The 23,625-nt window shown below is 72.3% G+C and carries 16 protein-coding genes, 2 tRNA genes and 1 pseudogene; 4 read left to right on the top strand and 15 right to left on the bottom strand.

The features are described from left to right. Positions 1-165: 165 nt before the first annotated feature. From ABZ807_RS24835 to ABZ807_RS24810, 6 genes and pseudogenes are all read right to left on the bottom strand, one after another. Entirely contained in the window at positions 166-465 is a 300-nt protein-coding gene (locus tag ABZ807_RS24835; RefSeq protein ID WP_357162513.1) for a helix-turn-helix transcriptional regulator, read from the bottom strand. Between the two features lie 3 nt (positions 466-468). Further along, positions 469-819, bottom strand: a complete 351-nt coding sequence (locus ABZ807_RS24830) for a type II toxin-antitoxin system RelE/ParE family toxin (RefSeq protein WP_357162510.1) — start codon at positions 817-819, stop codon at positions 469-471. A gap of 95 nt (positions 820-914) precedes the next feature. Next, a tRNA-Ile gene (locus ABZ807_RS24825) sits at positions 915-991 on the bottom strand. A 173-nt stretch (positions 992-1,164) separates the two neighbouring features. Further along, positions 1,165-1,398: pseudogene (locus ABZ807_RS24820) on the bottom strand (FAD-dependent oxidoreductase); the annotation flags it as partial. A 43-nt stretch (positions 1,399-1,441) separates the two neighbouring features. Further along, complete coding sequence (locus ABZ807_RS24815; RefSeq protein ID WP_357162507.1) at positions 1,442-3,559, bottom strand: MMPL family transporter; 2,118 nt, start codon at positions 3,557-3,559, stop codon at positions 1,442-1,444. A gap of 215 nt (positions 3,560-3,774) precedes the next feature. After that, a tRNA-Asn gene (locus ABZ807_RS24810) sits at positions 3,775-3,847 on the bottom strand. A 287-nt stretch (positions 3,848-4,134) separates the two neighbouring features. Between ABZ807_RS24810 and ABZ807_RS24805 the strand changes: the two genes are divergently transcribed. The 4 genes from ABZ807_RS24805 to ABZ807_RS24790 all read left to right on the top strand — a co-directional run bounded on the left by ABZ807_RS24805 (position 4,135) and on the right by ABZ807_RS24790 (position 10,611). Beyond that, entirely contained in the window at positions 4,135-4,512 is a 378-nt protein-coding gene (locus ABZ807_RS24805) for a hypothetical protein (RefSeq protein WP_357162504.1), read from the top strand. Positions 4,513-4,841: 329 nt separating this feature from the next. Further along, positions 4,842-8,171: a ThuA domain-containing protein gene (locus ABZ807_RS24800; RefSeq protein ID WP_357162502.1), complete on the top strand. Its 3,330-nt coding sequence runs from the start codon at positions 4,842-4,844 to the stop codon at positions 8,169-8,171. 79 nt (positions 8,172-8,250) lie between these two features. Beyond that, a complete protein-coding gene (locus ABZ807_RS24795) occupies positions 8,251-9,324 on the top strand; it encodes a sugar phosphate isomerase/epimerase family protein (RefSeq protein WP_357162499.1) in 1,074 nt (357 codons plus the stop codon). 102 nt (positions 9,325-9,426) lie between these two features. Continuing rightward, positions 9,427-10,611: an ROK family transcriptional regulator gene (locus tag ABZ807_RS24790; protein WP_357162496.1), complete on the top strand. Its 1,185-nt coding sequence runs from the start codon at positions 9,427-9,429 to the stop codon at positions 10,609-10,611. A gap of 68 nt (positions 10,612-10,679) precedes the next feature. Here the strand turns inward: ABZ807_RS24790 and ABZ807_RS24785 are convergent, their stop codons facing one another. From ABZ807_RS24785 to ABZ807_RS24745, 9 genes are all read right to left on the bottom strand, one after another. Next, on the bottom strand, positions 10,680-11,687 hold the full coding sequence (locus tag ABZ807_RS24785; RefSeq protein ID WP_357162493.1) for a sugar phosphate isomerase/epimerase family protein: 1,008 nt from the start codon (positions 11,685-11,687) through the stop codon (positions 10,680-10,682). A 216-nt stretch (positions 11,688-11,903) separates the two neighbouring features. Then, positions 11,904-12,707: an ATP-binding protein gene (locus ABZ807_RS24780; RefSeq protein ID WP_357162490.1), complete on the bottom strand. Its 804-nt coding sequence runs from the start codon at positions 12,705-12,707 to the stop codon at positions 11,904-11,906. A 184-nt stretch (positions 12,708-12,891) separates the two neighbouring features. Next, on the bottom strand, positions 12,892-14,994 hold the full coding sequence (locus tag ABZ807_RS24775) for a ThuA domain-containing protein (protein WP_357162487.1): 2,103 nt from the start codon (positions 14,992-14,994) through the stop codon (positions 12,892-12,894). A 73-nt stretch (positions 14,995-15,067) separates the two neighbouring features. Continuing rightward, entirely contained in the window at positions 15,068-17,935 is a 2,868-nt protein-coding gene (locus tag ABZ807_RS24770; RefSeq protein WP_357162484.1) for an RICIN domain-containing protein, read from the bottom strand. 371 nt (positions 17,936-18,306) lie between these two features. Beyond that, positions 18,307-19,374, bottom strand: a complete 1,068-nt coding sequence (locus ABZ807_RS24765) for a polyprenyl synthetase family protein (protein ID WP_357162481.1) — start codon at positions 19,372-19,374, stop codon at positions 18,307-18,309. Next, on the bottom strand, positions 19,371-20,885 hold the full coding sequence (locus tag ABZ807_RS24760; RefSeq protein WP_357162478.1) for a nucleotide pyrophosphatase/phosphodiesterase family protein: 1,515 nt from the start codon (positions 20,883-20,885) through the stop codon (positions 19,371-19,373). The genes ABZ807_RS24765 and ABZ807_RS24760 overlap by 4 nt, the downstream gene beginning before the upstream one ends. Next, positions 20,882-22,171 carry a metabolite traffic protein EboE gene (gene eboE / locus ABZ807_RS24755; RefSeq protein WP_357162475.1) on the bottom strand — a complete coding sequence of 430 codons (1,290 nt, stop codon included), beginning with the start codon at positions 22,169-22,171 and terminating at the stop codon, positions 20,882-20,884. Before eboE ends, ABZ807_RS24760 begins: the two co-directional genes overlap by 4 nt. Next, positions 22,171-23,025, bottom strand: coding sequence for a TatD family hydrolase (locus ABZ807_RS24750; RefSeq protein ID WP_357162472.1), 855 nt, complete (start codon positions 23,023-23,025; stop codon positions 22,171-22,173). The genes eboE and ABZ807_RS24750 overlap by 1 nt, the downstream gene beginning before the upstream one ends. Then, a complete protein-coding gene (locus ABZ807_RS24745; RefSeq protein ID WP_357162469.1) occupies positions 23,026-23,625 on the bottom strand; it encodes an EboA domain-containing protein in 600 nt (199 codons plus the stop codon).

Below are 23,625 nucleotides of genomic sequence, written 5' to 3'. Positions count from 1 at the left end.
CGGTGGCCGCGCAGATCGCCGGCCGCGCCGGCGACGAGCTGGTGTTCACGTCACCGGGCGGCGAAGTGCTGCGCAACACCAACTTCCGCCGCCGGGTCTTCGATCGGGCTGCGGAGTCGGTCGGCCTCACCGGTCTGACACGCCAGGTCCGTCTTGGTCAGCGACTCAGGCCGCCGCGTCGCGGGGCTCGAAGCTCACGCTGAGACTGACATCCAAGGCCGCTGCCAACCGCTCCAACACTGGAAGGGTCGGAACGGTGCCGCCGGCCTCGAACCGGGCGACCGCCGACTGCGTCATCCCCGATTCGTTAGCAAGTTGCGCCTGGCTCCAGCCTCGGCGTTCACGAAGATCGCGCACCGCACGACCAAGCTCGAACGCCAACCTGGCCGCGTCGTACGCCTCGGTGGCTCCAGGCTCGGCCATGCGCCGCTCCCGCATCGCGGTCCAGTCGCTACGCTCACCCATGTCCTACCCCTCCTCTTCCACAACTTGGTGCGCCTCATCAACGCACCTCGCCAAGGCTCGCCGCGCCCGGTCGACCTCTCGCTCGTCGCGCATGCGCGTCTTGTAGAACACCGTCAGCAGGATGATCCGCTTGTCCGACGCGATCCAGTAGGTGATCCGAACCGCCTGCCGCTCCAGGTAGAACCGCAACTCGCGCAGCTTCCCATCAAGCTGTTTCGTGTACGGCTCACCCAGCAACGGCCCGTGTTCAGCCAGCAGGTCGACGTAGAACGCTGCTCGGGCGAACAGTGCCGTCGGCAGGTTCCCCAGCCACTTCTCGACCTCCGGCTCCAGTTCGACCGCACCCCAGGCCATAGCAACGATGCTATATCAAGCTCTGGCTTCGGCGAAGGCGAGGAGCGGTGTTCGCGCTGCTCGCGCTGCGTCGACATAAGGGCAGGTCAAAGCCATGGTGGGGCGGGCGGGACTCGAACCCGCGACCGAGGGATTATGAGTCCCCTGCTCTAACCGGCTGAGCTACCGCCCCGATACCGCGCCGGATCGTAACCCGCTCGGCGGATCACCGGCCACCACCAAACCGGCGGACACAGGCACCCGACCGGCACGACGGGCTACGCGAGGATAACAGTCAGAAGCCGCCTCGCAGGGCCCCACACCGGCCCGAGGATCACCCCACCGCCTGCAGCTCCGCCAGCACCGCCCCGCCGTACGCCAGCCGCTGGCCAGCGCCCCCTGGATCGACGGGCCGTCCCGGTGGTCGCCGGCCACGAACAGTCCCTCGCCGAGCGCGACCGGCTTGCGTAGTCGCCCCTGCCGCGGCGGCGCGGCGGGCAGCGGCTCGGGGACCGCGACGGTGGTCAGATGGGTCCACGCCGCCGTGGACCGGCCGTAGAGCCGTTCCAGTTCGCGCCGGACGGCCGGCTCGGGCGGGGCGGCCAGCCCGGCGAGGCCACCGCCGACGATCACGACGTCCGTCTCAGCCAGCATGCCCGGCCTCCGTCGGAGTCCGGACCGTCCGGGACAACCGGCTGGGCCACCAGATCTTCGGCCCGATGTCGTACGACAGCGCGGGCACCAGCAGCGAGCGGACCACGATGGTGTCCAGCAGTACGCCCACCGCCACCGCCACGCCGAGTTCGACCAGCACCACCAGGGGCAGGACGGCCAACGCGGAGAAGGTCGCGGCGAGCACGATGCCGGCGGAGGTGATCACCCCGCCGGTGACGGCGAGGCCGGCCAGCACGCCACCCCGGGTGCCCCGCTTGACCGACTCCTCGCGGACCCGACTCATCAGGAAGATGTTGTAGTCGATGCCGAGGGCGACCAGGAAGACGAACGCGAAGAGCGGGAAGGACGCGTCGACCCCGGGGAAGTCGAAGACGTATGTGAAGATCAACGCGCAGAGGCCGAGGGTGGCCAGGAACGACAGCACCACGGTCGCGATGAGCAGCACCGGGGCGAGCAGGGCCCGCAGCAGCAGGGCCAGGATCACCGCGATGACCACCAGCACCACCGGGATGATCACGTTGCGGTCCCGGGTGGAGGCGTCGGAGGTGTCCACGTTGATCGCGGTGAACCCGCCGACCACGGAGTCGGAGCCGGGCACCTGGTGCACGGCCATGCGCAGGTCGCGGATGGTCCGTTCCGCGCCGTCGCTGTCCGGCGGGTCGGCGAGCGTCGCCTCCAGCTGCACCTTCCCGTCGACCACCTTGGGCGGCGCGTTCGGGTCGGGCGGGCCGGCCTGGTCGGCGGTGACCGGGCGTACGGCGGCGACGCCGGGAACGCCCTGCGCGACCCGGGCGACCTCCTGGGCGGTCTGCGGGTTGGTGAAGACGGTCGCCGGGCTGCCGGTGCCGGCCGGGTAGTGCCGGGCGATGACCTCCTGGCCGGCGACCGAGTCGGTGCGGTTGGTGAACAGGTCGGACGGGCCGAGGGTGGTGGGGCCGAGCTGGGTCAGGCCGAGGGTGAGCAGGGCCAGCACCACGGCGGTGACCAGCCAGATCGGCCGGGCGCGCCGGGCGACGAAGCCGGCGACCCGGCTCCAGATGCCGTGCTCGGTCTGCGGGTCGGCCTGGTCGGCCTCCGGCCGGCGGGGCCAGAACACCCACCGGCCGCCGAGCAGCAGCAGCGCGGGCAGGAAGGTGAGCATCACGAACAGCGTGGCGGCGATGCCCACGGCGGCGACCGGGCCGAGCGCCCGGTTGGAGTTCAGGCTGGACAACAGCAGGCAGAGCAGGCTGGCGATCACGGTGACGCCGGAGGCGACGATCGCCGGGGCGGCGCCCCGCCAGGCGTTCTTCATCGCGTCCCAGGGGCGCTCGTGCCGGTGCAACTCCTCCCGGTAGCGGGCGATCAGCAGCAGCGCGTAGTCGGTGCCGGCGCCGAAGACCAGCACGGTGAGGATGCCCTGCGCCTGCCCGTTCAGCTTGATCACGTCGTTCTTCGCCAGGTAGTAGACGAACACCGCCGCCACCGAGTACGACATCCCCGCTGCGAGCAGCGGAAAGAGCCAGAGCACCGGGCTGCGGTAGACGATCAGCAGGATGACCAGCACGACGACCAGGGTGACCAGCAGCAGCGGCCCGTCGATCGCGCTGAACACCTCGATCAGGTCGGCGAGCAGCCCGGCCGGTCCGGCCACGTCGACGGTGAGCCCGTCCCGGTCGGCGCCGGCGATCCGGCGCAGCTCCTCGACCACCTGGCCGATCTCCTCGCCGGCCGAGTCCGTGATCGGTACGACCACCTGGAGCGCCTCGCCGTCCTGGCTGGGGATCGGCGGCGGCAGCGACCCGACCACGCCCCGGACCTGGGCGAACCGGGCGGCGTCGGCGGCCGCCCGCTGCTGGTCCGCGTCGGTGATGCCGGAGCTGCGCTCGTAGACCACCAGCGCGGGGGTGGTCTCCTGCCCCACGAAGCCGGCGGCCAGGTCCCGCGCCCGGGTCGCCTCGGCGTCGGTGGGCAGGAACGCGGCGTTGTCGTTGGTCGCGACCTCGCCCAACTTCCCGGAGTACGGCCCGGCGATCCCGCCGACCACCAGCCAGCCGAGCACCACCAGCACGGCGATCAGCGTGGCCCAGCCCCGTCTTCCGGCCATCTCCACCCGTTCCCTTGAATCGATGCATCAATCGACGCAGCAGGAGTCCGGGTCGACATCGACCATCCTGCCGCCCGAGCACGCCCTGGCGGGCCGAAACCGGACCCACCTCGGGCGCTCCCACCCCGCGCGGGGACGATGGAGGGGCCGGGCGGCCCGGGGGCGGTGACGAGAAACGCCCGTCGGCGGGGCCGACGGGCGTGGGTGAAGCCGAGCTCCCCCGTTTGGACTCGAACCAAAAACCTGCCGGTTAACAGCCGGCTGCTCTGCCAATTGAGCTACGGGGGACCGCTTTGTCACCCCGCTCCGGATCTCTCCGGCGCTCGGCGACGGCACAAGAGTACAGGATTCCCGGGGGGTCTGGTCCAGGGGGTTACTTCCACGGCGCCTGGTGGCGGAGCGGCGCGACCCGGGGCAGAATAATTCAGACAAATCGTCATCCCGGCACAATCAGGCATGAGCGCGGAGCAGGATGGGTAGTTAGCTGCCGACAGAGGACTAGGCGCGAGATGGTCGGTCCCGAACGGGTCTGCCCGGACGGGACCGGCGAAGCGTCAGGTACGGAAGGAGCCGCCATGCGCGGAAAGATCATGTTTCTTGGCGGGCTGGCTGCGGGCTTCGTCCTGGGCGCCCGCGCCGGCCGCGAGAAGTACGAAGAGCTGGTCGTGCGGGGCCGCAAGGTGCTCGACCACCCGACCGTCCAGGAGGCGGCGGGTGTCGCGCAGGCCCAGGCGAACCGACTGTACAGCGAGGGCAAGGACAAGCTCGGCCAATCGAAGCTCGGCGAGAAGCTGGGCACCGGCAACGGCAGCAAGAAGCAGGAGTTAACGGCCGCCGACGACGCGTTCGCCGGAACGCCGGCCACGGTCGCGGCGAAGGCGGGCTCCGGCTCGTCGAGGACGGGTTCGACCGGCTCGACCTCCGGGTCGGCCACCACCACGCCCCGCAAGTAGCCCGGCTCGGGCACCAACGGCAGCACCCTCTGAACGCACTGTCCGGCGGGCCGGTCGTCGAGTGACGACCGGCCCGCCGGCGCGTGAGGGGGCGGGACACGGGCACGGGCGCGGGCAGGCCACAGCCTCCTCGCCCCGCGCCGATACCACTTTCGCCGATTTGAAGCAGAAGTTCGCACCGAACATCGAAAACTTCTGCCGTCAACCCCTTTTCTTTGGTCGCGCTCGCAAATATCGTCCTGCGTAGAACCTGGCCAGGCTCTTGGTACTCGTAGCGACCCCCTCAGCGACGCGCTGAGGCGGACCCGCCCCGACCAGAGCGAGGTTCGATGCGCAGACCGATCGGCCGAATGGCCACCACCTACCTAAGCCTGCTCACCCTCGTCGGCGCGACACTGGTCGCGACGGCACCGCAGCAGCCGACGCCGGCGCTCGCCGCCCCGGCACCAGCCAGCAACGGCATCCAGTACAAGGTCCTCGTCTTCACCCGGTCCGCCAGCGGCAGCCACGCCGCCACCGCCGCCGGGGTCGACGCGATCCGGCAACTCGGCAACGAACGGCGGTTCACCGTCGAGGTGACCAACGACGCCCGCAAGTTCGACGAGCCGCACCTCAAGCAGTTCCGCGCGGTGGTGTTCCTGAACACCTCCGGCGACGTCCTCACCGACGGCCAGCAGGCCGCGTTCGAGCGGTACTACCGCGACGGCGGCGCCTTCGTCGGCGTCCACTCCGCCATCGAGGCCGAGCCGGGGTGGTCCTTCCTGGACAACCTCCTCGGCACCCGGGCGACGGGCGCCGCCACGGCGGCGAGCCCGGCCACCGTCACCGTCGCCGACCGGGTGCACCCCGCCTCGGAGCAACTTCCGGAACGGTGGACGCACGCCGACCGCTGGTACAACTTCGCCGGCAACGTCCGGGGCGTATCGCACGTGCTGGCCACGGTGGACGAAAAGACGTACGCCGGCGGGTCGATGGGCTTCGACCACCCGGTGACCTGGTGCAAGGACTACCAGGGCGGCCGGTCCTTCTACACCGGACTCGGTGCGACCCCGGAAAGCTTCGGCAGCACGGATCTGCGTGCCCACCTGGGCGGGGCGATCCAGTGGGCGGCCGGCGTGACCGACGGCGACTGCGGCGCGACGGTGCTGGCCAACTACCAGATGACGGTGGTCGGGGCACAACCGAACGTGAACGAGCCGATCGGCTTCGACGTGCTCCCCGACGGCCGGGTGATCCAGACCGACCGCCGCGGCGGCGTACGCCTGCACGACCCGGCGGGCAACGAGACCACCGTGCTGGCCCAGATCCCGGTCTACACCCACAGCGAGGATGGGATGTACGGCCCGGCGATCGACAACGACTTCGCCACCAACAAGTGGGTCTACCTCTACTACGCGCCACCGCTGGACACCCCGACCGGCGGCGCGCCGACCACCAGCACCGACCCGGCTGCCTGGGACAGGTGGAAGGGCTACTTCCAGCTGTCCCGGTACAAGTTCGTCGACGGTGAGACACCCTCGCTCGACCTCGCCTCGGAGCAGAAGATCCTCCAGGTGCCGGTGGACCGGGGTGCCTGCTGCCACGTGGCCGGTGACATCGCGTTCGACTCGAAGAACAACCTGTGGCTGGTCACCGGCGACGACACCCCGGCCGGCGGCGGCGGCTCCGGCGGCTTCTCGCCGCACAACGACTCGGTGAGCGCCACCGGCGTCTACCAGGCGCCGTTCGTCGACGCCCGGCGCAGCTCGGCCAACACCAACGACCTGCGCGGCAAGATCCTGCGGATCACGGTGGGGGCGGACGGGTCGTACACCGCGCCGGCGGGCAACATGTTCCCCGAGGCGCAGGACCCGGGCGACAAGACCCGGCCGGAGATCTACGCGATGGGCTTCCGGAACCCGTTCCGGATCACGCTCGACAAGAACGACGTCGCCTACATCACCGACTACTCCCCCGACTCCCGGGACCCCGGGGTGGGACGGGGCCCGGCCGGGACCGGCCGAATGATGGTGGTCGACAAGCCGGCGAACTACGGCTGGCCGATGTGCGTACAGCCGAACCTGCCGTACATCGAGATGGACTGGACCACCAGCCCCATTTCGCCGGTGGCGCCGTTCGACTGCGCCGCGCCGAAGAACACCTCCCGCCACAATACCGGCCTGACCGACCTGCCCGCGGTGGAGAAGTCCGAGCTGTGGTACTCGTTCAACGCGCCCACCCCGTGCCCGGAGTCGTACCTGTCGACGCCGACGCAGACCTGTCCGGTGCTCTTCCCCGAGCTCGGCACCGGTGGCGTCGGCCCGCACGGCGCGGCGAAGTACGACTACGACCCGAACTTGAAGTCGGAGACGAAGTTCCCCGAGTACTACGACGGGGCGATCTTCTTCGGTGAGTTCACCCGGGACACCCTCAAGGAGATCCGGCTGGACGACAAGGGTGACATCCTGAAGATCAACAATGTGCTGAACTGCGGCCAGGCGCCCACCACGGCGACCAAGCCGTTCCTCTGCGACAACCCGATGGACATGCGCTGGGGCGCTGACGGCAACTTCTACCTGCTGACCTACGGCGACGGGTTCTTCAATATCAACCCGGACGCGGCCATGCTCAAGTTCAGCTACGTCAAGGGTCTGCGGGCGCCCACCGCCGTGCTGAACGCGACCCCGACCAACGGCACCACACCGCTGACCGTGGCCTTCTCCAGCGAGGGCTCGAAGGACCCGGACCCGGCCGACTCGATCTCGTTCGCCTGGGACTTCGACGGCAACGGCACGACCGACTCGATCGACCCGAACCCGACGTACACCTACACCACCAACGGCGTCTACACCGCCCGCCTGACGGTGACCGACTCCAGCGGCAAGACCGCGTCGGCGAACACCACCATCACTGTCGGCAACACCGCGCCGACCGTCACCGTGGTCACCCCGCTCGAGGGCGGCTTCTTCAGCTGGGGCGACGACATCCCGTTCTCGGTCACCGTCACCGACCCGGAGGACGGCCCGATCGACTGCAGCAAAGTCGAGGTGACCTTCGTCCTCGGCCACGACCAGCACGGTCACGGCGGGGCCAACCGGTACGGCTGCTCCGGGGTGCTGCCCACGGATGCCGACGACGCCTCGCACGGCGGCTACATCTACGGCGTCGTCAGCGCTTCGTACACCGACAAGGGCGCCAACGGGCAGCCGGCGCTGACCACGGTGGACCAGCAGATCATCCAGGCCAAGCGGCAAGAGGTCGAGTTCGCCACAGCCGAGTCCGGCACCACCGTCGGCACCAGCGCTGACACCGGCGGCGGGCTGCAGCGCGGCAGCCTCGACCCGGGCGACTGGATCGCGATCAACAACACCGTGAACCTGAAGAACATGCAGTCGGTGACGCTGCGGACCTCCGGTGGCAGCGCGGCCACCGCCGGGCAGCCCCGGTTCGGCGTCCAGTTCCGGCTGGACTCCCCCACCGGCCCGCTGCTGAGCACGGCCACCGTCAACGCCACCAGCGGCAACAACGCCTTCACCAGCACCACCGTGCCGTTGACCGACCCGGGTGGGTCGCACAAGCTCTACCTGGTCTTCACCACCGTCCCCGGTGGCCCGGCCAGCGGCTTCGGCAACCTCAACTGGGCCGAGTTCAACGGTCAGGGCATCGGCGTCACACCTTGAGACCCGGTTGGGACCACCACCCGGTGGCCCCAACCACCTCCGCACCACCATCAACCCAGCACGGAGAGGTAGACAGGACATGAGCGACACGCAGCACGGGATGAGCCGTCGCCGGATGCTCGGTGCCATCGCCGGCGCGGCCGGCGCGGCGGCGGTGGGCGCCGCCGGATTCGGCTCCGCCGCCTCCGCCGAGGGCAAGGGCCTGCTGGTCCCGACCGGCAAGCGCGGCATCATCCTCTACAGCGTCCGGGACCGGATCAGCGCCGCCCCGGACACCAGCGGTGTCCCGTACGGCTTCGAGCGGGTGCTCGCCCGGCTCGCCGAGATCGGCTACAAGGAGGTCGAGTTCGCCGGGTACACCCAGAGCACCGGGATCCTCGGCCGGCAGATCACCCCCGAGGAGATCCGCAAGATCCTGGACGACAACGGGCTACGGGCGAACGGGTCACACGCCTCGATCCCGAGCACGGTCACCCCGGACACCATCGCCGCCTTCGAGCGGACGCTGGGCACCGCCGAGATCCTCGGCATGACGCACATCGGCACCGGCAGCGACCCGACCGGCAGCAACTACAAGGCCGACTGGGACGCCGCCGCCGACCGGTGGAACACCTTCGGCGAGATGGCCGCCGCCCGTGGGCTCAAGCTCTACACCCACAACCACGACGCGGCGTACAACTTCCTGCTCGACAGCGGGCCGCTGGACGCACTGGGCCGACCGACCCGCTCCTCCGGCGTCCGGAAGCTGGAGTACTTCTTCGGGTTGACCAACCCGGAGTACGTCTGGTTCGAGATGGACATCTACTGGGCGCACGTGGCCCAGCACCGGTTCAAGTCCTACACCGACCCGGACGGGGTGACGCAGACGAACATCTTCGACCCGCTGGCCACGGTGGCGGCGCGGACCAAGCGGTTCCCGCTGTTCCACGCCAAGGACGGCGCGTTCAACCCGGCCAGCAGCGCGGGGTACGACATGGTGCCGCTCGGCCAGGGCGACATCGACTACGGCACCTTCTTCGCCAACATGGGCGCCAAGGGCTACCACAACCCGATGTGGGAGCAGGACAACGCCCCGGGCGGCAGCGCCGACCCGGGCCGGTCGCTGCGCTACGCCGAGGTGAGCTACCAGCACATGTCGGGTCTGCGGGGCTGACGGACCCGACGATCGAGTGGCCGCACCCGGTGCACCGGGTGCGGCCACTCGCGCCACGAGACGAAACACCGCCGTGGAAGACTCCGGCCGGAGGTGATGGCCATGGTTCCCGTCCGACCGGAGAACGCGTACCAGGCACAACTGCTCCGGGTGCTGCGCGACGACGGCCCGCGCTCGCGGGTGGAGCTGGGCGACGCGGTGGGCCTGTCCCGGTCGAAGCTGACCGCGGAGGTGGACCGCCTCGTCGAGCTGGGCCTGGTCGAGAGCGCCGGCCCCGCGGCCTCGCGCGGCGGCCGACGTCCGTCGCTGCTCCGCGTCGCCGGCACCGTGCGCTTCGCCGGCGTCGTCGTCGGCACGGACCGGCTCACCGTCGCCGTCACCGACGGCGAGCTGAACGTGCTGGCCGAACTGCACGAGCCGAGCGACGTCCGGCTCGGTCCGGAGCCGGTGGTCGCCCGGGCCGTGGAACTCGTCGGCAAGCTCCAGGCCGAACTGGGCCTGACCCACCTCACCGGGGTCGGTGTCGGCCTGCCGGGCCCGGTCGCCTTCCGGGAGGGAACCCCGGTCGCCCCCGGGGCCCTGCCCGGATGGCACGGGTTTCCGGTGCGGGACATGGTCGGCGCCGAGCTGGACTGCCCGACGCTGGTCGACAACGACGCCAACGTCATGGCGCTCGGCGAACAGCACGCCGGGATCGGCCGTACCTTCGACGACTTCCTGTACGTCAAGCTCGGCACGGCGATCGGCTGTGGCCTGGTGCTCCGGGGCGCTCCGCACCGGGGCGCGACGAGCGGCGCCGGCGACATCGCCCACCTGCGGCTCGCCGACGACGGCCCGGGCTGTGCCTGCGGCGAGACCGGGTGCCTGGAGGCGTACTGCGGCGAGACCGGGTTGGTCGGCGCGGCGCTCGACGCGGCACGGTCGGGCCGCTCCCCCGCCCTCGCCGACCGGCTGGCCGGGACCGGCACCCTCACCATGGCGGACGTCGCCGGGGCGGCGGCCGCCGGCGACCCGGCGGTCCAGGCCGTCGTGCGGGACGCCGCCCGCCGGCTGGGCCGGGTGCTGGTCGGGCTGGTGAGCTTCGTCAACCCGGGCATCGTGATCATCGGCGGCGCCCCGGACGGCCTCGGGCACACGCTGCTGGCCGAGATCCGGGCCCTGGTCTACCGCCGGTCGGCGCCGCTGACCACCGGCACGATGCCGATCGTCCTGTCCGACCTTGGCGAGCGGGCCGCGATGGTGGGCGCGGCCCGGCTGATCAGCGAGCAGGCGTTCGCGCCCGCCTGACCGGCGACCGGCCGGCAGCCGGGGCAAAGGCGTGCCCCGACGACCGGCCGGCCGGGCCGTACGCGGGATCAGTCCTTGCTGCTGAACGCGGCGTCGAACGCCGCCGCTGGGGCGTCGAAGGCGAGCCGGCGGACGAACTGCAGGGCCTCCGGCGCGCCGACCAGCCGGTCCATCCCGGCGTCCTCCCACTCGATGGAGATCGGCCCGTCGTACCCGATCGCGTTGAGCGCCCGGAAGCAGTCCTCCCACGGCACGTCGCCGTGCCCGGTGGAGACGAAGTCCCAGCCCCGGCGCAGGTCCGCCCAGGGCAGGTGGGACGAGAGCCGCCCGCGCCGCCCGTCGCCGGTGCGCACCTTCGCGTCCTTGCAGTCCACGTGGTAGATCCGGTCGGCGAACTCGAGGATGAAGTTCACCGGGTCCAACTCCTGCCAGACGAAGTGCGACGGGTCCCAGTTGAGCCCGAACGCCGGCCGGTGGCCGATCGCCTCCAGGGTCCGCCGCGTCGTCCAGTAGTCGTAGGCGATCTCGCTGGGGTGCACCTCGTGGGCGAAGCGCACCCCGACGGAGTCGAAGACGTCGAGGATCGGGTTCCACCGGTCGGCGAAGTCCCGGTAGCCGCGCTCGATCATCTCCGGCGGCACCGGCGGGAACATGGCCAGGGTGTGCCAGATGGACGAGCCGGTGAACCCGACCACCGTCTTCACCCCGAGCTTCGCCGCCGCGCGGGCGGTGTCCTTCATCTCCTCGGCGGCGCGCACGCGCACCCCCTCGGGCTCGCCGTCGCCCCAGATCCGGGCCGGCAGGATGCCCTGGTGCCGCTCGTCGATGGGGTGGTCGCAGACCGCCTGACCGACGAGGTGGTTGGAGATCGCGTGGACGCTGAGGTGGTGCTTGGCGAGCGTCTCCCGCTTGCGCTCGAGGTACGAGTCGTCGGCGAGGGCCTTGTCGACCTCGAAGTGGTCGCCCCAGCAGGCGATCTCCAGCCCGTCGTAGCCCCACTCGGAGGCGAGCCGGCAGACCTCGTCGAACGGAAGATCGGCCCACTGGCCGGTGAAGAGCGTGATTGGTCGCGCCATCGTCGTGTCTCCCCTGTCGTGATGGGGATTCCTCAGCGTGGGCGGGGCGAGGGGCCACCGGTGCGGAAGCGGTCACGGGAAGCCGGTGGGTGCGGCACGCACCTGGGCCCGACGGGTTGCGCCTCCCGCCGGGTCACCGGCCACCTCGCGGTCGCCGCCCCCACTCTAGGACTGCCGGGACCGGCTGGGAAGGGCCCACCGGGTCGACCGGGCGGGTCACTCGGCCTCCTCCTCGGCGGCGGGCAGCTCGGCGCGGACCGACCAGCCACCGCCGGCGCGCGGGCCGGCGGTCAAGGTCCCGTCGACCGCCTCGACCCGCGCCCGCATCCCGGCCAGCCCGAGCCCCGCGCTCGGGGTCGGCGACGGCGCCCGGTGTCCGCCCTCGTCGCGTACCTCGACGGTGACGCCGTGGGGGTCGTAGCGCAGGCGGACCGCGACCGCCGCGCCCGACGCGTGCCGGTGGGCGTTGGTGAGCGCCTCCTGGATGATCCGGTACGCCGCAGCGTCCACCGCGGTGGGCAACGGGCGGGGCTGGCCGGCGACGGTCCAGCGCACCGGCTGGCCGGTGCTGAAGCCCTCGACCAGGCAGTCCAACCGGTTCAGGCTGGGAGCCGGCTCGATCGGTGCGTCGGTCTGCGCCGACCGCGGCACCCCGAGCCAGGTGGGCAGCTCGTCGGGAACCGTCCGGCCGGGCGGCCGGACGGTGCGGGTGGCGACGGTGTACGCGGCGATCGCCACACCGATCACGAGGGGCCCCCGGGCGAGGCCGGTGAGCTGCCCGAGCACCACGGTGGCGGTGGTCAGGACGAGCACCGGCAGCGGATGGCGGCGACGCATCGTCAGCGCCCCGCAGCCGAGCGCGGCGAGCAGCACCGCGCCGACGGTGAGCGGCGGCCGGACTGGCCCGCCTGCGGGGTCCCCCGGCAGCAGGCTGGCCACGAAGAGCGCGGCGGCCAGCAGCGTGTCGGCGGCCCCCGGGTGCGCCCGCGCGACCCGGCGCCACTCCGCGAGGCGTCCCATGCGGTCAAGGTACGGCAGCCGCCCGGCCCCTCACCCGGAGCGTCCGGGCGGCGCCGGGTGTCGCCGGCACCGGCGGGAGCCCGCGTCCCGTGGGCGGTCGGGCCGGCACCCGAGGCAGCGTGACACCTCCGGGGTGTCGGAAACCCCGGAGGTGTCGCGCTCAGCGGCCATGCCGTTCAGCCGGTCAGGGCAGGGTCCACTTCTGGTTGGCGGCGCCGGTGCAGGTCCACAGGTGCACCGGGGTGCCGTCGGCGGAGTTGTTGCCGGAGACGTCCAGGCACTTGCCGGACTGCGGGTTCCGCACCGTCCCGTCGGCCTGCGCGGACCAGTTCTGCGCGCCCGTGCCGTTGCACGTCCACAGCTGGATCTTCGTACCATCCGCCGAACCACCACCGGAGACGTCCAGGCACTTGCCCAACGCCTTCACCGTCGAGTTCGGCGTCACCGTCCAGGTCTGCGCCGCACCGCCGTTGCAGCTGTAGAGCTGGATCTGCGTACCGTCCGCGGTGGCCCCGTTCCGCACGTCCAGGCACTTGCCGGCCAGGCCCTTGACCGGTCCGGTGCCGCCGCCACCGCCCCGGACCAGGGTGAAGTCGTCGACGTCGAAGAGCCCGGTGCCGGTGCCGGTGTAGGTCAGGTACAGGTTCTGGGTGCCGGACGGCACCCCGGTCAGGGCGGTGCTGACGTCAGCGTACGTCGTCCAGCTGCCGGTGTTGGGCACCGCGACCGAGCCGAGGACGGTGCCGGTGGTCGAGCCGGTGCGGACCTGGATCGTGCCGCCGGGCCCGCCGGAGACGACCCGCGCCTTGAACGACGTCACCCCGGTCAGGTCCACCCCGTTGTACGCCGACCAGTCGCCCGGGTCGATGTAGCCGAGGGTCTGCCCGCCGTTCGCCCCGGCCTTGGTGAACGGGGTGACCCCGCTGGCCGAGCTGAACGCCTCGGCCTGGACGGTGGTGTTCCCGCCGGGGGTGGAGCCCAGCTCCTTGATCCGGATGTTGCGGAACAGGGCGTCGTCGCCGGTGCCGTGGTTCTGGATGCCGATGTGGCCGGCGAGCGAGCGGACCGGGTCGGTGTTGGTGAAGTCGTTGATCTTCACGCCGTTGAGGAAGACCTGGAGCCGCTCGCCCTCGACCAGCAGCTCGTAGGTGTTCCACTCCCCCGGCGGATTGAGCGCCGCGTCGCGGGCGGCGATGTCGGCGGACTTGAAGGTGTAGACCGCCCCGGTGGTGCGGTCGACCGCGTCGGTGGCGTCGATCTGCACCTCGTAGCCGTTGTTCACCGCCGACCAGGGGTCGCTCGACGGCGGGAAGCCGATGAACACCCCGGAGTTGTCGTCCCCGGGCAGCTTCCAGTCCAGCTTGAGCGAGTAGTTGGTGAACTGCTTGGCGCTGTACCAGTACAGGCCCATCCCGCCGACAGAGGTCAGCGTGGCGTCGGAGTTGGTGAAGCTGCCCGGGCCGGCCTGCGACCAGCCGGTGGTGGAGCCGTTGTAGAGGGTGGTGTAGCCGGTCTCCGGCCGGCAGTCGGCCTTGGCGCGGCCGGCCGCGTAGCGGATGCCGCCGAGCAGGTGGGCCCGGAAGGCCGGTTCGGCGTACGACGCCTGGGTGTGCCCGCCGCCGGTGTAGAAGGCCCGCCCGCCGCTGTAGGTCTTGCACCAGGAGTGCGGGTGGTCGGCGCCCATCCCGCCCCCCGAGTACGACGACTCGTCCAGGGTGGCCAGCACCCGGGCGGTGGAGCGGGCGTTCGTCTGGTAGTTGTACCACTCGTCGGTGCGGGTCCAGGTCTGCGGCAGGTGCGCGCTGGCCGGGTGCGCCCGGTTCTCCACCTTGACGTTGGCCTGCTGGATGGCCGGGTGCGAGGCGAAGTACGCCCCGACCAGGTTGCCGTAGAACGACCAGCCGTACTCGGTGTCGGCGGCGGCGTGCACGCCGACGAACCCGCCGCCGGAGCCGATGTACGACTCGAAGGCGGTCTGCTGGCCGGCGTCGAGCACGTCGCCGGTGGTGTTGAGGAAGACGACCGCCTCGTATCTGGCCAGGTTGGCGGTGGTGAACGCGGCGGCGTCCTCGGTGGCGGTGACGGTGAAGTTGTTGGCCGCGCCGAGGTCCCGGATGGCCTGGGTACCGACGGCGATGGAGTCGTGCCGGAACCCGGCGGTCTTGGAGAAGACCAGCACGTCGTACGGGGCGTCGGCGGCGGAGGCGGGGGTGGCGGGGGCGGTGCAGGCGATGGCGGCGAGGACGGCGGTGGCCGCGCCGAGGACGGGACGCAGGAGTCTGCGCATGTCGCTCTCCTATCGGTGGGCGGGGGCCCCGGGCGGGCTGGCGGGCCGGTGGGACCCCCGCGCGTTCACTCGATTACGGCAGGGTCCACTTCTGGTTGGCGGCGCCGGTGCAGGTCCACAGGTGCACCGGGGTGCCGTCGGCGGAGTTGTTGCCGGAGACGTCCAGGCACTTGCCGGACTGCGGGTTCCGCAGCGTCCCGTCGGCCTGCGCGGACCAGTTCTGCGCGCCCGTGCCGTTGCACGTCCACAGCTGGATCTTCGTACCATCCGCCGAACCACCACCGGAGACGTCCAGGCACTTGCCCAACGCCTTCACCGTCGAGTTCGGCGTCACCGTCCAGGTCTGCGCCGCACTGCCGTTGCAGGTGTAGAGCTGGATCTGCGTACCGTCCGCGGTGGCCCCGTTCCGCACGTCCAGGCACTTGCCGGCCAGGCCCTTGACCGGTCCGGTGCGCACCGTCGCGCCCGTGGTGAAGGTGAACGAGTCGACGTCGTAGAGCGCCCCGGTGCCCGACCCGGCGAAGGTCAGGTAAAGCGTCGTGGTGCCCGACGGCGCCCCGGCGATCGCGCCGGTGACCGTGGTGAAGGAGTCCCACGCCCCGGTGACCGGCACCGTGGCGGAGCCGAGCACCGTGCCGGTGGCCGACCCGGCCCGGACCTGGAGGGTGCCGCCCGCGCCCGCCGAGGAGACCCGGGCGCTGAACGAGGTCACGTCGCCGAGCTGGTACGGCTGGAAGGCGATCCAGTCTCCGTTGTTGATGTCGCCGACGGTCTTGCCGCCCTCGGCGGTCGCCTTGTCGAAGGTGTTGATGCCGGACGAGGTCTTGAAGTGCTCGGCCTGCCGGTGCCGGGGCTGGAGGGTGTGCTGGGTGTGCGTGGTCAGCCCACCGGCGTCGGTGTACTCGGCGTCGAAGATGGCGAAGATGTTCGCCGCGTCGTCGTGCTCGCCGTCGACCGGGATGGCGATCGCGCCGGAGCAGCCGGTCGTCGAGGTGATCTGGTGGCCGTGCTGGTCGTGGCCGAGCACGTAGGTCATCTTGACCTTGGCGCAGTCGATCGTGCCGTCCTCCGGGTCGGTGACGGTGATGCTGAACGGCACCGTGTCGCCGTAGGAGAAGAGCTTGCCGTTGCCGGGGCTGTTGACGACCACCGTGGGGGCGGTGTTGCCGACGCTGATCACCACGCTGGCGCTGCCGGTGGCGTTCTGCGGATCCTTCACCGTCAGCGTGGCGGTGTACGTCCCGTTGGCGGTGTAGGTCTTCGACGGGTTGGCGGCCGTGGAGCTGGTGCCGTCGCCGAAGTTCCACGAGTACGTCAGCGCCCCGCCCTCCGGGTCCGACGATCCGGCCGAGGAGAAGGTGACGGTCAACGGGGCGGCGCCGGAGGTCCTGTCGGCAGTCGCCTTGGCCGTCGGCGCCCGGTTGCCGCCGCCGACATAGTCGAAGCGGTAGAGCGCCGAGTTGGCGTCGCCGTTGAAGTAGCCGGTGCCGTAGTCGAGCACGTAGTACGCGCCGTCCGGGCCGAAGGCGGAGTCCATCACCTGCTTGCCGGTCCACGGGAAGCTGTCGATGGTGCCCGGCGAGCCGTCGGCGTTGACGTGGATCGGCTTGATCCAGCCGCGGCCGAACTCGGTGGCGAAGAACTGTCCGTCGAAGGACTGCGGGAACTTCACCGTCGAGGTCGAGGCGGCGTTGTAGCGGTAGACCGGGCCGCCCATCGGGGACTCGGAGCCGCCGCCGAACTCGGGCGGGGTGCCGGCGTCACCGCCGTACCGGATCCAGGCCGGCTTCGCCGCGGGCAGCGTGGTCAGACCGGTGTTGCGGAACGAGTTGTTGGTGGGGCCGCCGGTGCAGTTGTACTTGGCGCCGCTCGTGCCGGTGGCGAAGTCCCACTCGTTGTAGGTCTCGGTGCTGGTGTTGGTGCCGGTGCAGTACGGCCAGCCGTAGTTGCCCGGCGCGGTGACCCGGTCGAACTCGACCTGGCCGGAGGGGCCCCGGGTGGCCGAGGTGGAACCGGCGTCGGGGCCGTAGTCGCCGACGTAGACGATCCCGGTGGCCTTGTCGACGCTCATCCGGAACGGGTTGCGGAAGCCCATCGCGTAGATCTCGGGCCGGGTCCTGGCCGTGCCGACGGGGAAGAGGTTGCCGGACGGGATGGCGTACGACCCGTCGGCGTTCACCTTGATGCGCAGGATCTTGCCGCGCAGGTCGTTGGTGTTGCCGGCGCTGCGCTGCGCGTCGTACCCCGGGTTGCGGTTGGTCCGCTCGTCGATGGGTGCATAGCCGGCGGAGTCGAACGGGTTGGTGTCGTCGCCGGTGGACAGGTAGAGGTTGCCGGCAGCGTCGAAGTCGATGTCGCCGCCGACGTGGCAGCAGAGCCCGCGGTCGGCGGGCACGTCGAGCACGTCGACCCGGCTGCCCTGGTTGAGGGTGAAGTCGGCGTTGAGGGTGAACCGGGACAGCCGGTTGACGCCCTGCCAGGCGGAGAAGTCGCTGCCGGTGGCCGGCGCGTCGCCGGCGGGGGTGGACAGCGGTGGGGCGTAGTAGAGGTAGATCTGCCGGTTGCTGGCGAAGTTCGGGTCGGCGCCGACGCCCTGCAACCCCTCCTCGTCGTGGGTGTAGACCGACAGGGTGCCGATCACCGAGGTGGTGCCGTTGGCGTCGGTGCGCCGCAGGGTGCCGTTGCGGGCGGTGTGCAGGACCGAGCGGTCCGGAAGCACGGCCAGGGACATCGGCTCGCCCGTCTCGGCGACGCCGCGGGCCAGTTCGACCTGCTGGAATTCGGAGGCGGTGATGACGTGGGCGGCGGCCGGGGCCGGGCCGCCGAGGGCGGTCGGACCGGCCGTGAGGCTGACCGTGCCGGCGGCCACCACCAGGAGCAGGGCGGCTGCGGCGGAGGACCATCGTGGGAGGCGGTGGGTGGGTGCGTCCTTCATGGGCATGCTGGGCTGTCCCTTCCTGACGAATGACTGCCAGGGTGGGGCGCGCGCCGTCGCGCCGGATGCCGGTAACGGGGTGCGGCAGGGCCGTCCGGGCGCCGCCGGGCCGGCCGTGACCACCGGCCGGGGGCGGGATCGCGCGTCCGGGGGGTCACCAGTCGATGGGTTACCGCGCCGCCGGTTCACCTCGACGAAACAGGTTCGTGACGCCACGAACATTAAGGCTTGTAAATGCGTCTGTCCATACGTTCTGGCCCTCGGAGGCGAACTTTTGTTCGGTTGGCTGAAAGTGCGCGGGGACGGCACAGGAAGGCCGCCCGGTTCGCCCGTGGCGCGCACCGGCGAACCGTCCGGCGGCGTCAGCTCCGGCGGCGTCAGCTCCGGCGGCGCACCGCCTGGTCGGCCAGCCCGGCCAGCGCCGCCAGCGCCGGCTCCTCCAGCGGCAACCGGTCCAGCGCGGCCCAGGCGGCGTCCGCGCGGACCCGGATCAGCCGCTCGATCTGCTCCCGGGCCCCGGTCGCCTCGATGATCGCGCGAAGCTCGGCCGCCCCGTCCGCGTCCAGCCCGGGGTTGCCGAACAGGTCGCGCAGCCGGGCGCTCTGCGCCCGGTCGGCGGCGTCCCGGGCAAGCGCCATCATCACCGTCGGCTTGCCCTCGCGCAGGTCGTCCAGGATGGACTTGCCGGTCACCGCCGGATCACCGAAGACGCCGAGCACGTCGTCGCGGAGCTGGAACGCCTCGCCCAGCGGATCGCCGAAGTCGGTGAGCGCGGCGACCAGCTCCGGCCCGATGCCGGCCAGCGCCGCGCCGATCTGCAACGGGCGGGTGACCGTGTACCGGGCGGCCTTCATCCGGATCACGGTGAGCGCGCTGGCCACCGAGCCGTCGCCGACGCCGGATACCAGGTCCAGGTACTCCCCGGCGATGACCTCGGTGCGCATCCGGGCGAAGACCGCGTACCCTCGGCAGACCTGGGCGGTGCTCAGCCCGCACTCGTGGAACATCTGGTCCGCCCAGGCGGCGCAGAGGTCGCCGCAGAGCAGCGCGGTGTTCCGCCCGTACGCCTCGGGGTCGCCGCGCCAGGCGGACCGGGTGTGCAGGTCGGCGAAGAGCCGGTGCACCGACGGCGCGCCCCGGCGGCGGTCGCTGCCGTCGAGGATGTCGTCGTGGATCAGCGCGAACGCGTGGAACAGCTCCAGCGCCGCCGCGGCGACCACGATCGGCCGGTCGTCCCCGCCCCCGGCACCGCGCCAGCCCCAGTAGCAGAACAGCGGGCGTAGCCGCTTCCCGCCGGCCAGCACGAACCGGTGCAGGGCGGCGAAGATGCCGCGCGGCGCACCGTCCGGCCAGTCGGGCCCCTGCCGGTCCAGGAAGGCGACCAGCTCGGCGTCGAAACGTGCCCGCAGCCCGCTGGTGTCGGTCGGGGCGGCGGTGACGGTCACCGCCCCTCCCCCGGCCCACCGACCGGCCCCGGGGACGGCCCGGCCGCACCCGGCGACCGCCCGCCCGTGCCGGACGACGCCGCAGCGGCCGGGGACGGGGCCGGCGGCGCACCGGCCGGGGACCCCGGCGGGGCCAGCCCGGCCAGTTCCAGCAGCAGCGCCTTCACCTCGGTGGCCGCGAGCCGGTCCCGGGCGGCGGCCGGGTCGGAGCAGAGCAGCACCGGGGCGTCGGCCGGGTCGGCGGAGAGTCGGCCGTGCGAGCCCCGGACCGCCCGCGCGCCGGCGTCGAGGCCGACCACGCTCATCAGGTAGCGCATGCCGAGCTTCTTGCGGGCCAGCGCGACCGCCGCCCGGCGTTTCGCCGCCCCCGGCGCGGCCGGGTCGAAGAAGAGCTCCGCCGGGTCGTATCCGGGCTTGCGGTGGATCTCGACGAGCCGGGCGAAGTCGGGGGCGCGGGCGTCGTCGAGCCAGTAGTAGTAGGTGAACCAGGCGTCCGGCTCGGCCACCAGGACGAGGTCGCCGGCGCGCGGATGGTCCAGTCCGGCCGCCGCCTTCCCGTCGGCGTCGAGCACCTCGGCCACCCCGGGCAGGCCTGCGCAGAGTTTCGCCACCGCCGGCACGTCGGCCGGGTCCCGGACGTAGACGTGGGCGACCTGGTGGTCGGCCACGGCGAAGGCGCGGGACGTCCACGGGTCCAGGTACTCCATCCCGGCCTGGGTGTAGACCCGCAGCAGCCCCTCGGCGCGCAGCAGCCGGTTGACGTCCACCGGCCGGGAGACGTCGGTGATGCCGTACTCCGACAGCGCCACCACGGTCGCGTCCCGGGCCCGGGCGGCGTCCAGCAGCGGGCCGAGCACCGCGTCCAGCTCCGCCGCCGCGGCGGCGGCCTGGGGCGAGGACGGGCCGAACCGTTGCAGGTCGTAGTCCAGGTGCGGGACGTAGACCAGGGTCAGGTCCGGGGCATGGTCGGCGAGGATCCGCTCGGCGGCCCGGCAGATCCACGCCGAGGAGGGCAGCCCGGCGCCGGGCCCCCAGTAGGTGAACAGCGGGAAGGTGCCCAGCGCGTCGGTGAGCGTGTCGTGCAGCTCCGGCGGGTCGGTCCAGCAGTCCGGCTCCTTGCGCCCGTCGGCGTGGTAGACCGGACGCGGGGTCACCGTCCAGTTCACGTCCGCGCCCATCGCGTACCACCAGCAGACGTTGGCCACCGTCCAGCCGGGCTCGACCCGGCGGGCGGCCTGCCAGAGCTTCTCCCCGCCGACCAGGGCGTGGTGCTGCCGCCACAGCAGCACCTCGCCGAGGTCCCGGAAGTACCAGCCGTTGCCCACGATCCCGTGCCCGGAGGGCGGCTCTCCGGTGAGCAGGGTCGCCTGCGCCGAGCAGGTCACCGCGGGCAGCACCGTGCCCAGGCCGGCGGCGAACCCCTCGTCGGCGACCGCCCGCAGCCGGGGCATGTGCGCCAGCAGCCGCGGGGTCAACCCGACCACGTCCAGCACCACCAGTCGGCGGCTCATGCCGGCACCTCGTTTCGCTCGGGGCCGCCATGAGGCGCCACGGCACTATGTCGATGCTTCGTTCGCTGACGCTCGCTCATCGTCGTACCCCCGCCGGTGCTCGGGACGGGACGGCCCGTCGGCGTCAGGCCGAGCGCGACCAGTTCGTCGCGGGCGAAGGCGAGCTCGGCGGCGATGCCGGCGGCCAGCTCGGCGTCGGTGCGCGGCCGCCGGGCGGCCGGCAGCACCCCCCACGTGTACGTCTCGACGTCGAGGTGGTCGCAGCCGGCGGCGGGGCCGGCGAGCAGCCCGGCCAGCGCGGCGCGCAGCACCGGCAGGGTCGAGGTCAGCGGTTCCTCGGGCGGGGCGTGCAGCGGCACGTGGTAGTGCACCCGCCACGGCCCCGGCGGCCGAGCGGCCAACGCGCCGTCCAGGTCGTCGGCGGCGTACGCCGGATCGGCCGGGTCGGCGGCGCGGGCGCCGGCCGCGGCCCGGGTCTGGTGCAGGAAGCGGGGCTCCACCCAGCGCGCCAGCGCTTCGGCGGCGGTCTCCGGATGGGCGGCCTCCAGGGCGGCGGAGACCTGCACCTTGACCACCGGGAGCCCGGCGGCGGACAACCGGGCCAGCGCCTCGGCCGGCTCCTCCCAGGCGCAGGCGAGGTGCGCCAGGTCCAGGCAGACGCCGAGCCGGTCGGTGTCCATGCCGGCCAGGGCCGTGACCGCCTGCCCGGTGCGCTCCACCACGCAGCCCGGCTCCGGTTCGAAGCCGACCCGCACCGGTCGGCCGGTGTCCCGTTCGACGGCGGCCAGCCCGGCCGCGAGGTCGTCCAGCCGGCGGCGGGCGGCGTCGGCGCGGGTGGCGTCCCAGGGGTGCCGCCAGGCCAGCGGCAGGGTGGAGATCGAGCCGCGCGCCGCGTCGTCGGGAAGCAGGTCGGCCAGCACCCGGGCCAGGTCGAGGGTGTAGCGCAGCCGGGCGTCGGTGGTCCAGTCGGGACGGTAGACCGCGCCCTTGACGACCGGGGCCTGGAAGGCCGCGTACGGGAAGCCGTTGAGGGTGACCACCTCCAGCCGGCGGCGGGTCAGCTCGGCGCGCAGCCGGCGGCGGGCGGCCGGGTCGGCGGCCAGCTCGGCGGCGACCGGCGCGGCCAGCCACAGGCCGAGCCCGAGCAGGTCCGCGCCGAGCGCCTCACGCACCGGCTCGGCGTGGGTGTCCAGTTGGGCGAGGATGCCGGCGGCGTCCTCGGCGGGGTGCACGTTGGTGCAGTAGCCGAGGTGGACGGTGCTGCCGTCGGCGTGCCGCAGCCGCATCAGTCGCCGCCACGCAGGATCGAGTTCCCAGCGAAGGTGCCGGCGGACGCCGCGTCCAGGTCGGTCAGGTCGAGCCGGCCGGACTGCCCGTAGAACTCCACCGGGTTGCGCCACAGCACCCGGTCAACGTCGTCGTCGGTGAACCCGGCCAGCAGCATCGCCTCACCGGTGGCCCGGGTGAGCAGCGGGTCCGAGCGCCCCCAGTCGGCGGCGGAGTTGACCAGCACCCGTCGGGTCCCGTACGCCCGCAGCAGCTCCACCATGCGGGGCGGGGACATCTTGGTGTCCGGGTAGATGGAGAAACCCAGCCAGCAGCCGGTGTCCCGGACCAGCTTCACGGTGACCTCGTTGAGGTGGTCGAGCACCACCCGGCCGGGGTCGATGCCGGACTCGGCCACCACCGCGAGGCTGCGCTCGACGCCCCGGGCCTTGTCCCGGTGCGGGGTGTGCACCAGCGCCGGCAGGTCGTGCGCCACGGCCAGGGCGAGCTGGGCGGCGAACGCCTCGTCCTCCTGCGGGGTCATCGAGTCGTACCCGATCTCGCCGACCGCCACCACGGCGTCCTTGTCCAGGTAGCGCGGAAGCAGGTCGAGCACCGGCCGGCAGCGCGGGTCGTTGGCCTCCTTCGGGTTGAGCGCGACGGTGGCGTGATGCCGGACGCCGAACTGCCCGGCCCGGAACGGCTCCCAGCCGATCAGCGAGTCGAAGTAGTCGGCGAAGGAGGCGACGCTGGTGCGCGGCTGCCCCAGCCAGAACGCCGGCTCCACCACCGCGCGGACCCCGGCGGCGGCCATCCGCTCGTAGTCGTCGGTGGTCCGCGACGTCATGTGGATGTGCGGGTCGAAGATGCGCATTCACGCCTCCCTGATGGTGAGCCGGTCGAGCAGGTCGGTGGCGTCGGCGGGCAGTTCCCGCCCGGCGGCGTGCCGCTCCGCGGCGAGCGCGGCAAGCATCGCGGCCAACTCGCCGTCGGCGCGGCGGTCCAGGTCGGCCACGCCGGCCAGCGGCACGCCGGCGAACACGCACTTGAGCACCGCCTGCCGCCACGACGCCGGGTCCAGGTGCCGGGCGTACGGGCCCAGCGCGGCGGCAACCAGCCGGGTGTCGTTGGTACGGATCGCGTCGTGCAGCAGCGGGACCCCGGCCGCCCCGACCGGCAGCAACGGCAGCGCCTTGAGCACCGCCCGCTTCTCCGCGGCGTCACCGTCCCGGTACAGCGCCCCGGCGTGCGCGGCGTGGTCGGCGGGCAGCGCGGTGAGCAGCAACGCGCGGGCCGCCTCGTCGGCGGTCCAGCCGGACGCGCCGGCCAGTTCGCCCCGACCGCAGCGCCGGCCGGCGGCCGGGAAGAACCGCCCGATCGTCGCGGGTTCCACCGCGACGCGGCGCAACGCCGCCGCCAGCCAGTCGGGATCCGGTACGGCCTCCAGCGCGGCCCGCAGTCGATCCGGTGTCAT

The sequence above is a fragment of the Micromonospora sp. NPDC047548 genome, from assembly GCF_040642975.1.
Classification (GTDB): Bacteria; Actinomycetota; Actinomycetes; order Mycobacteriales; family Micromonosporaceae; genus Micromonospora.
The sequence above is the reverse complement of the archived record's forward strand: the minus strand, read 5'-3'. Positions and strand labels throughout refer to the sequence as shown.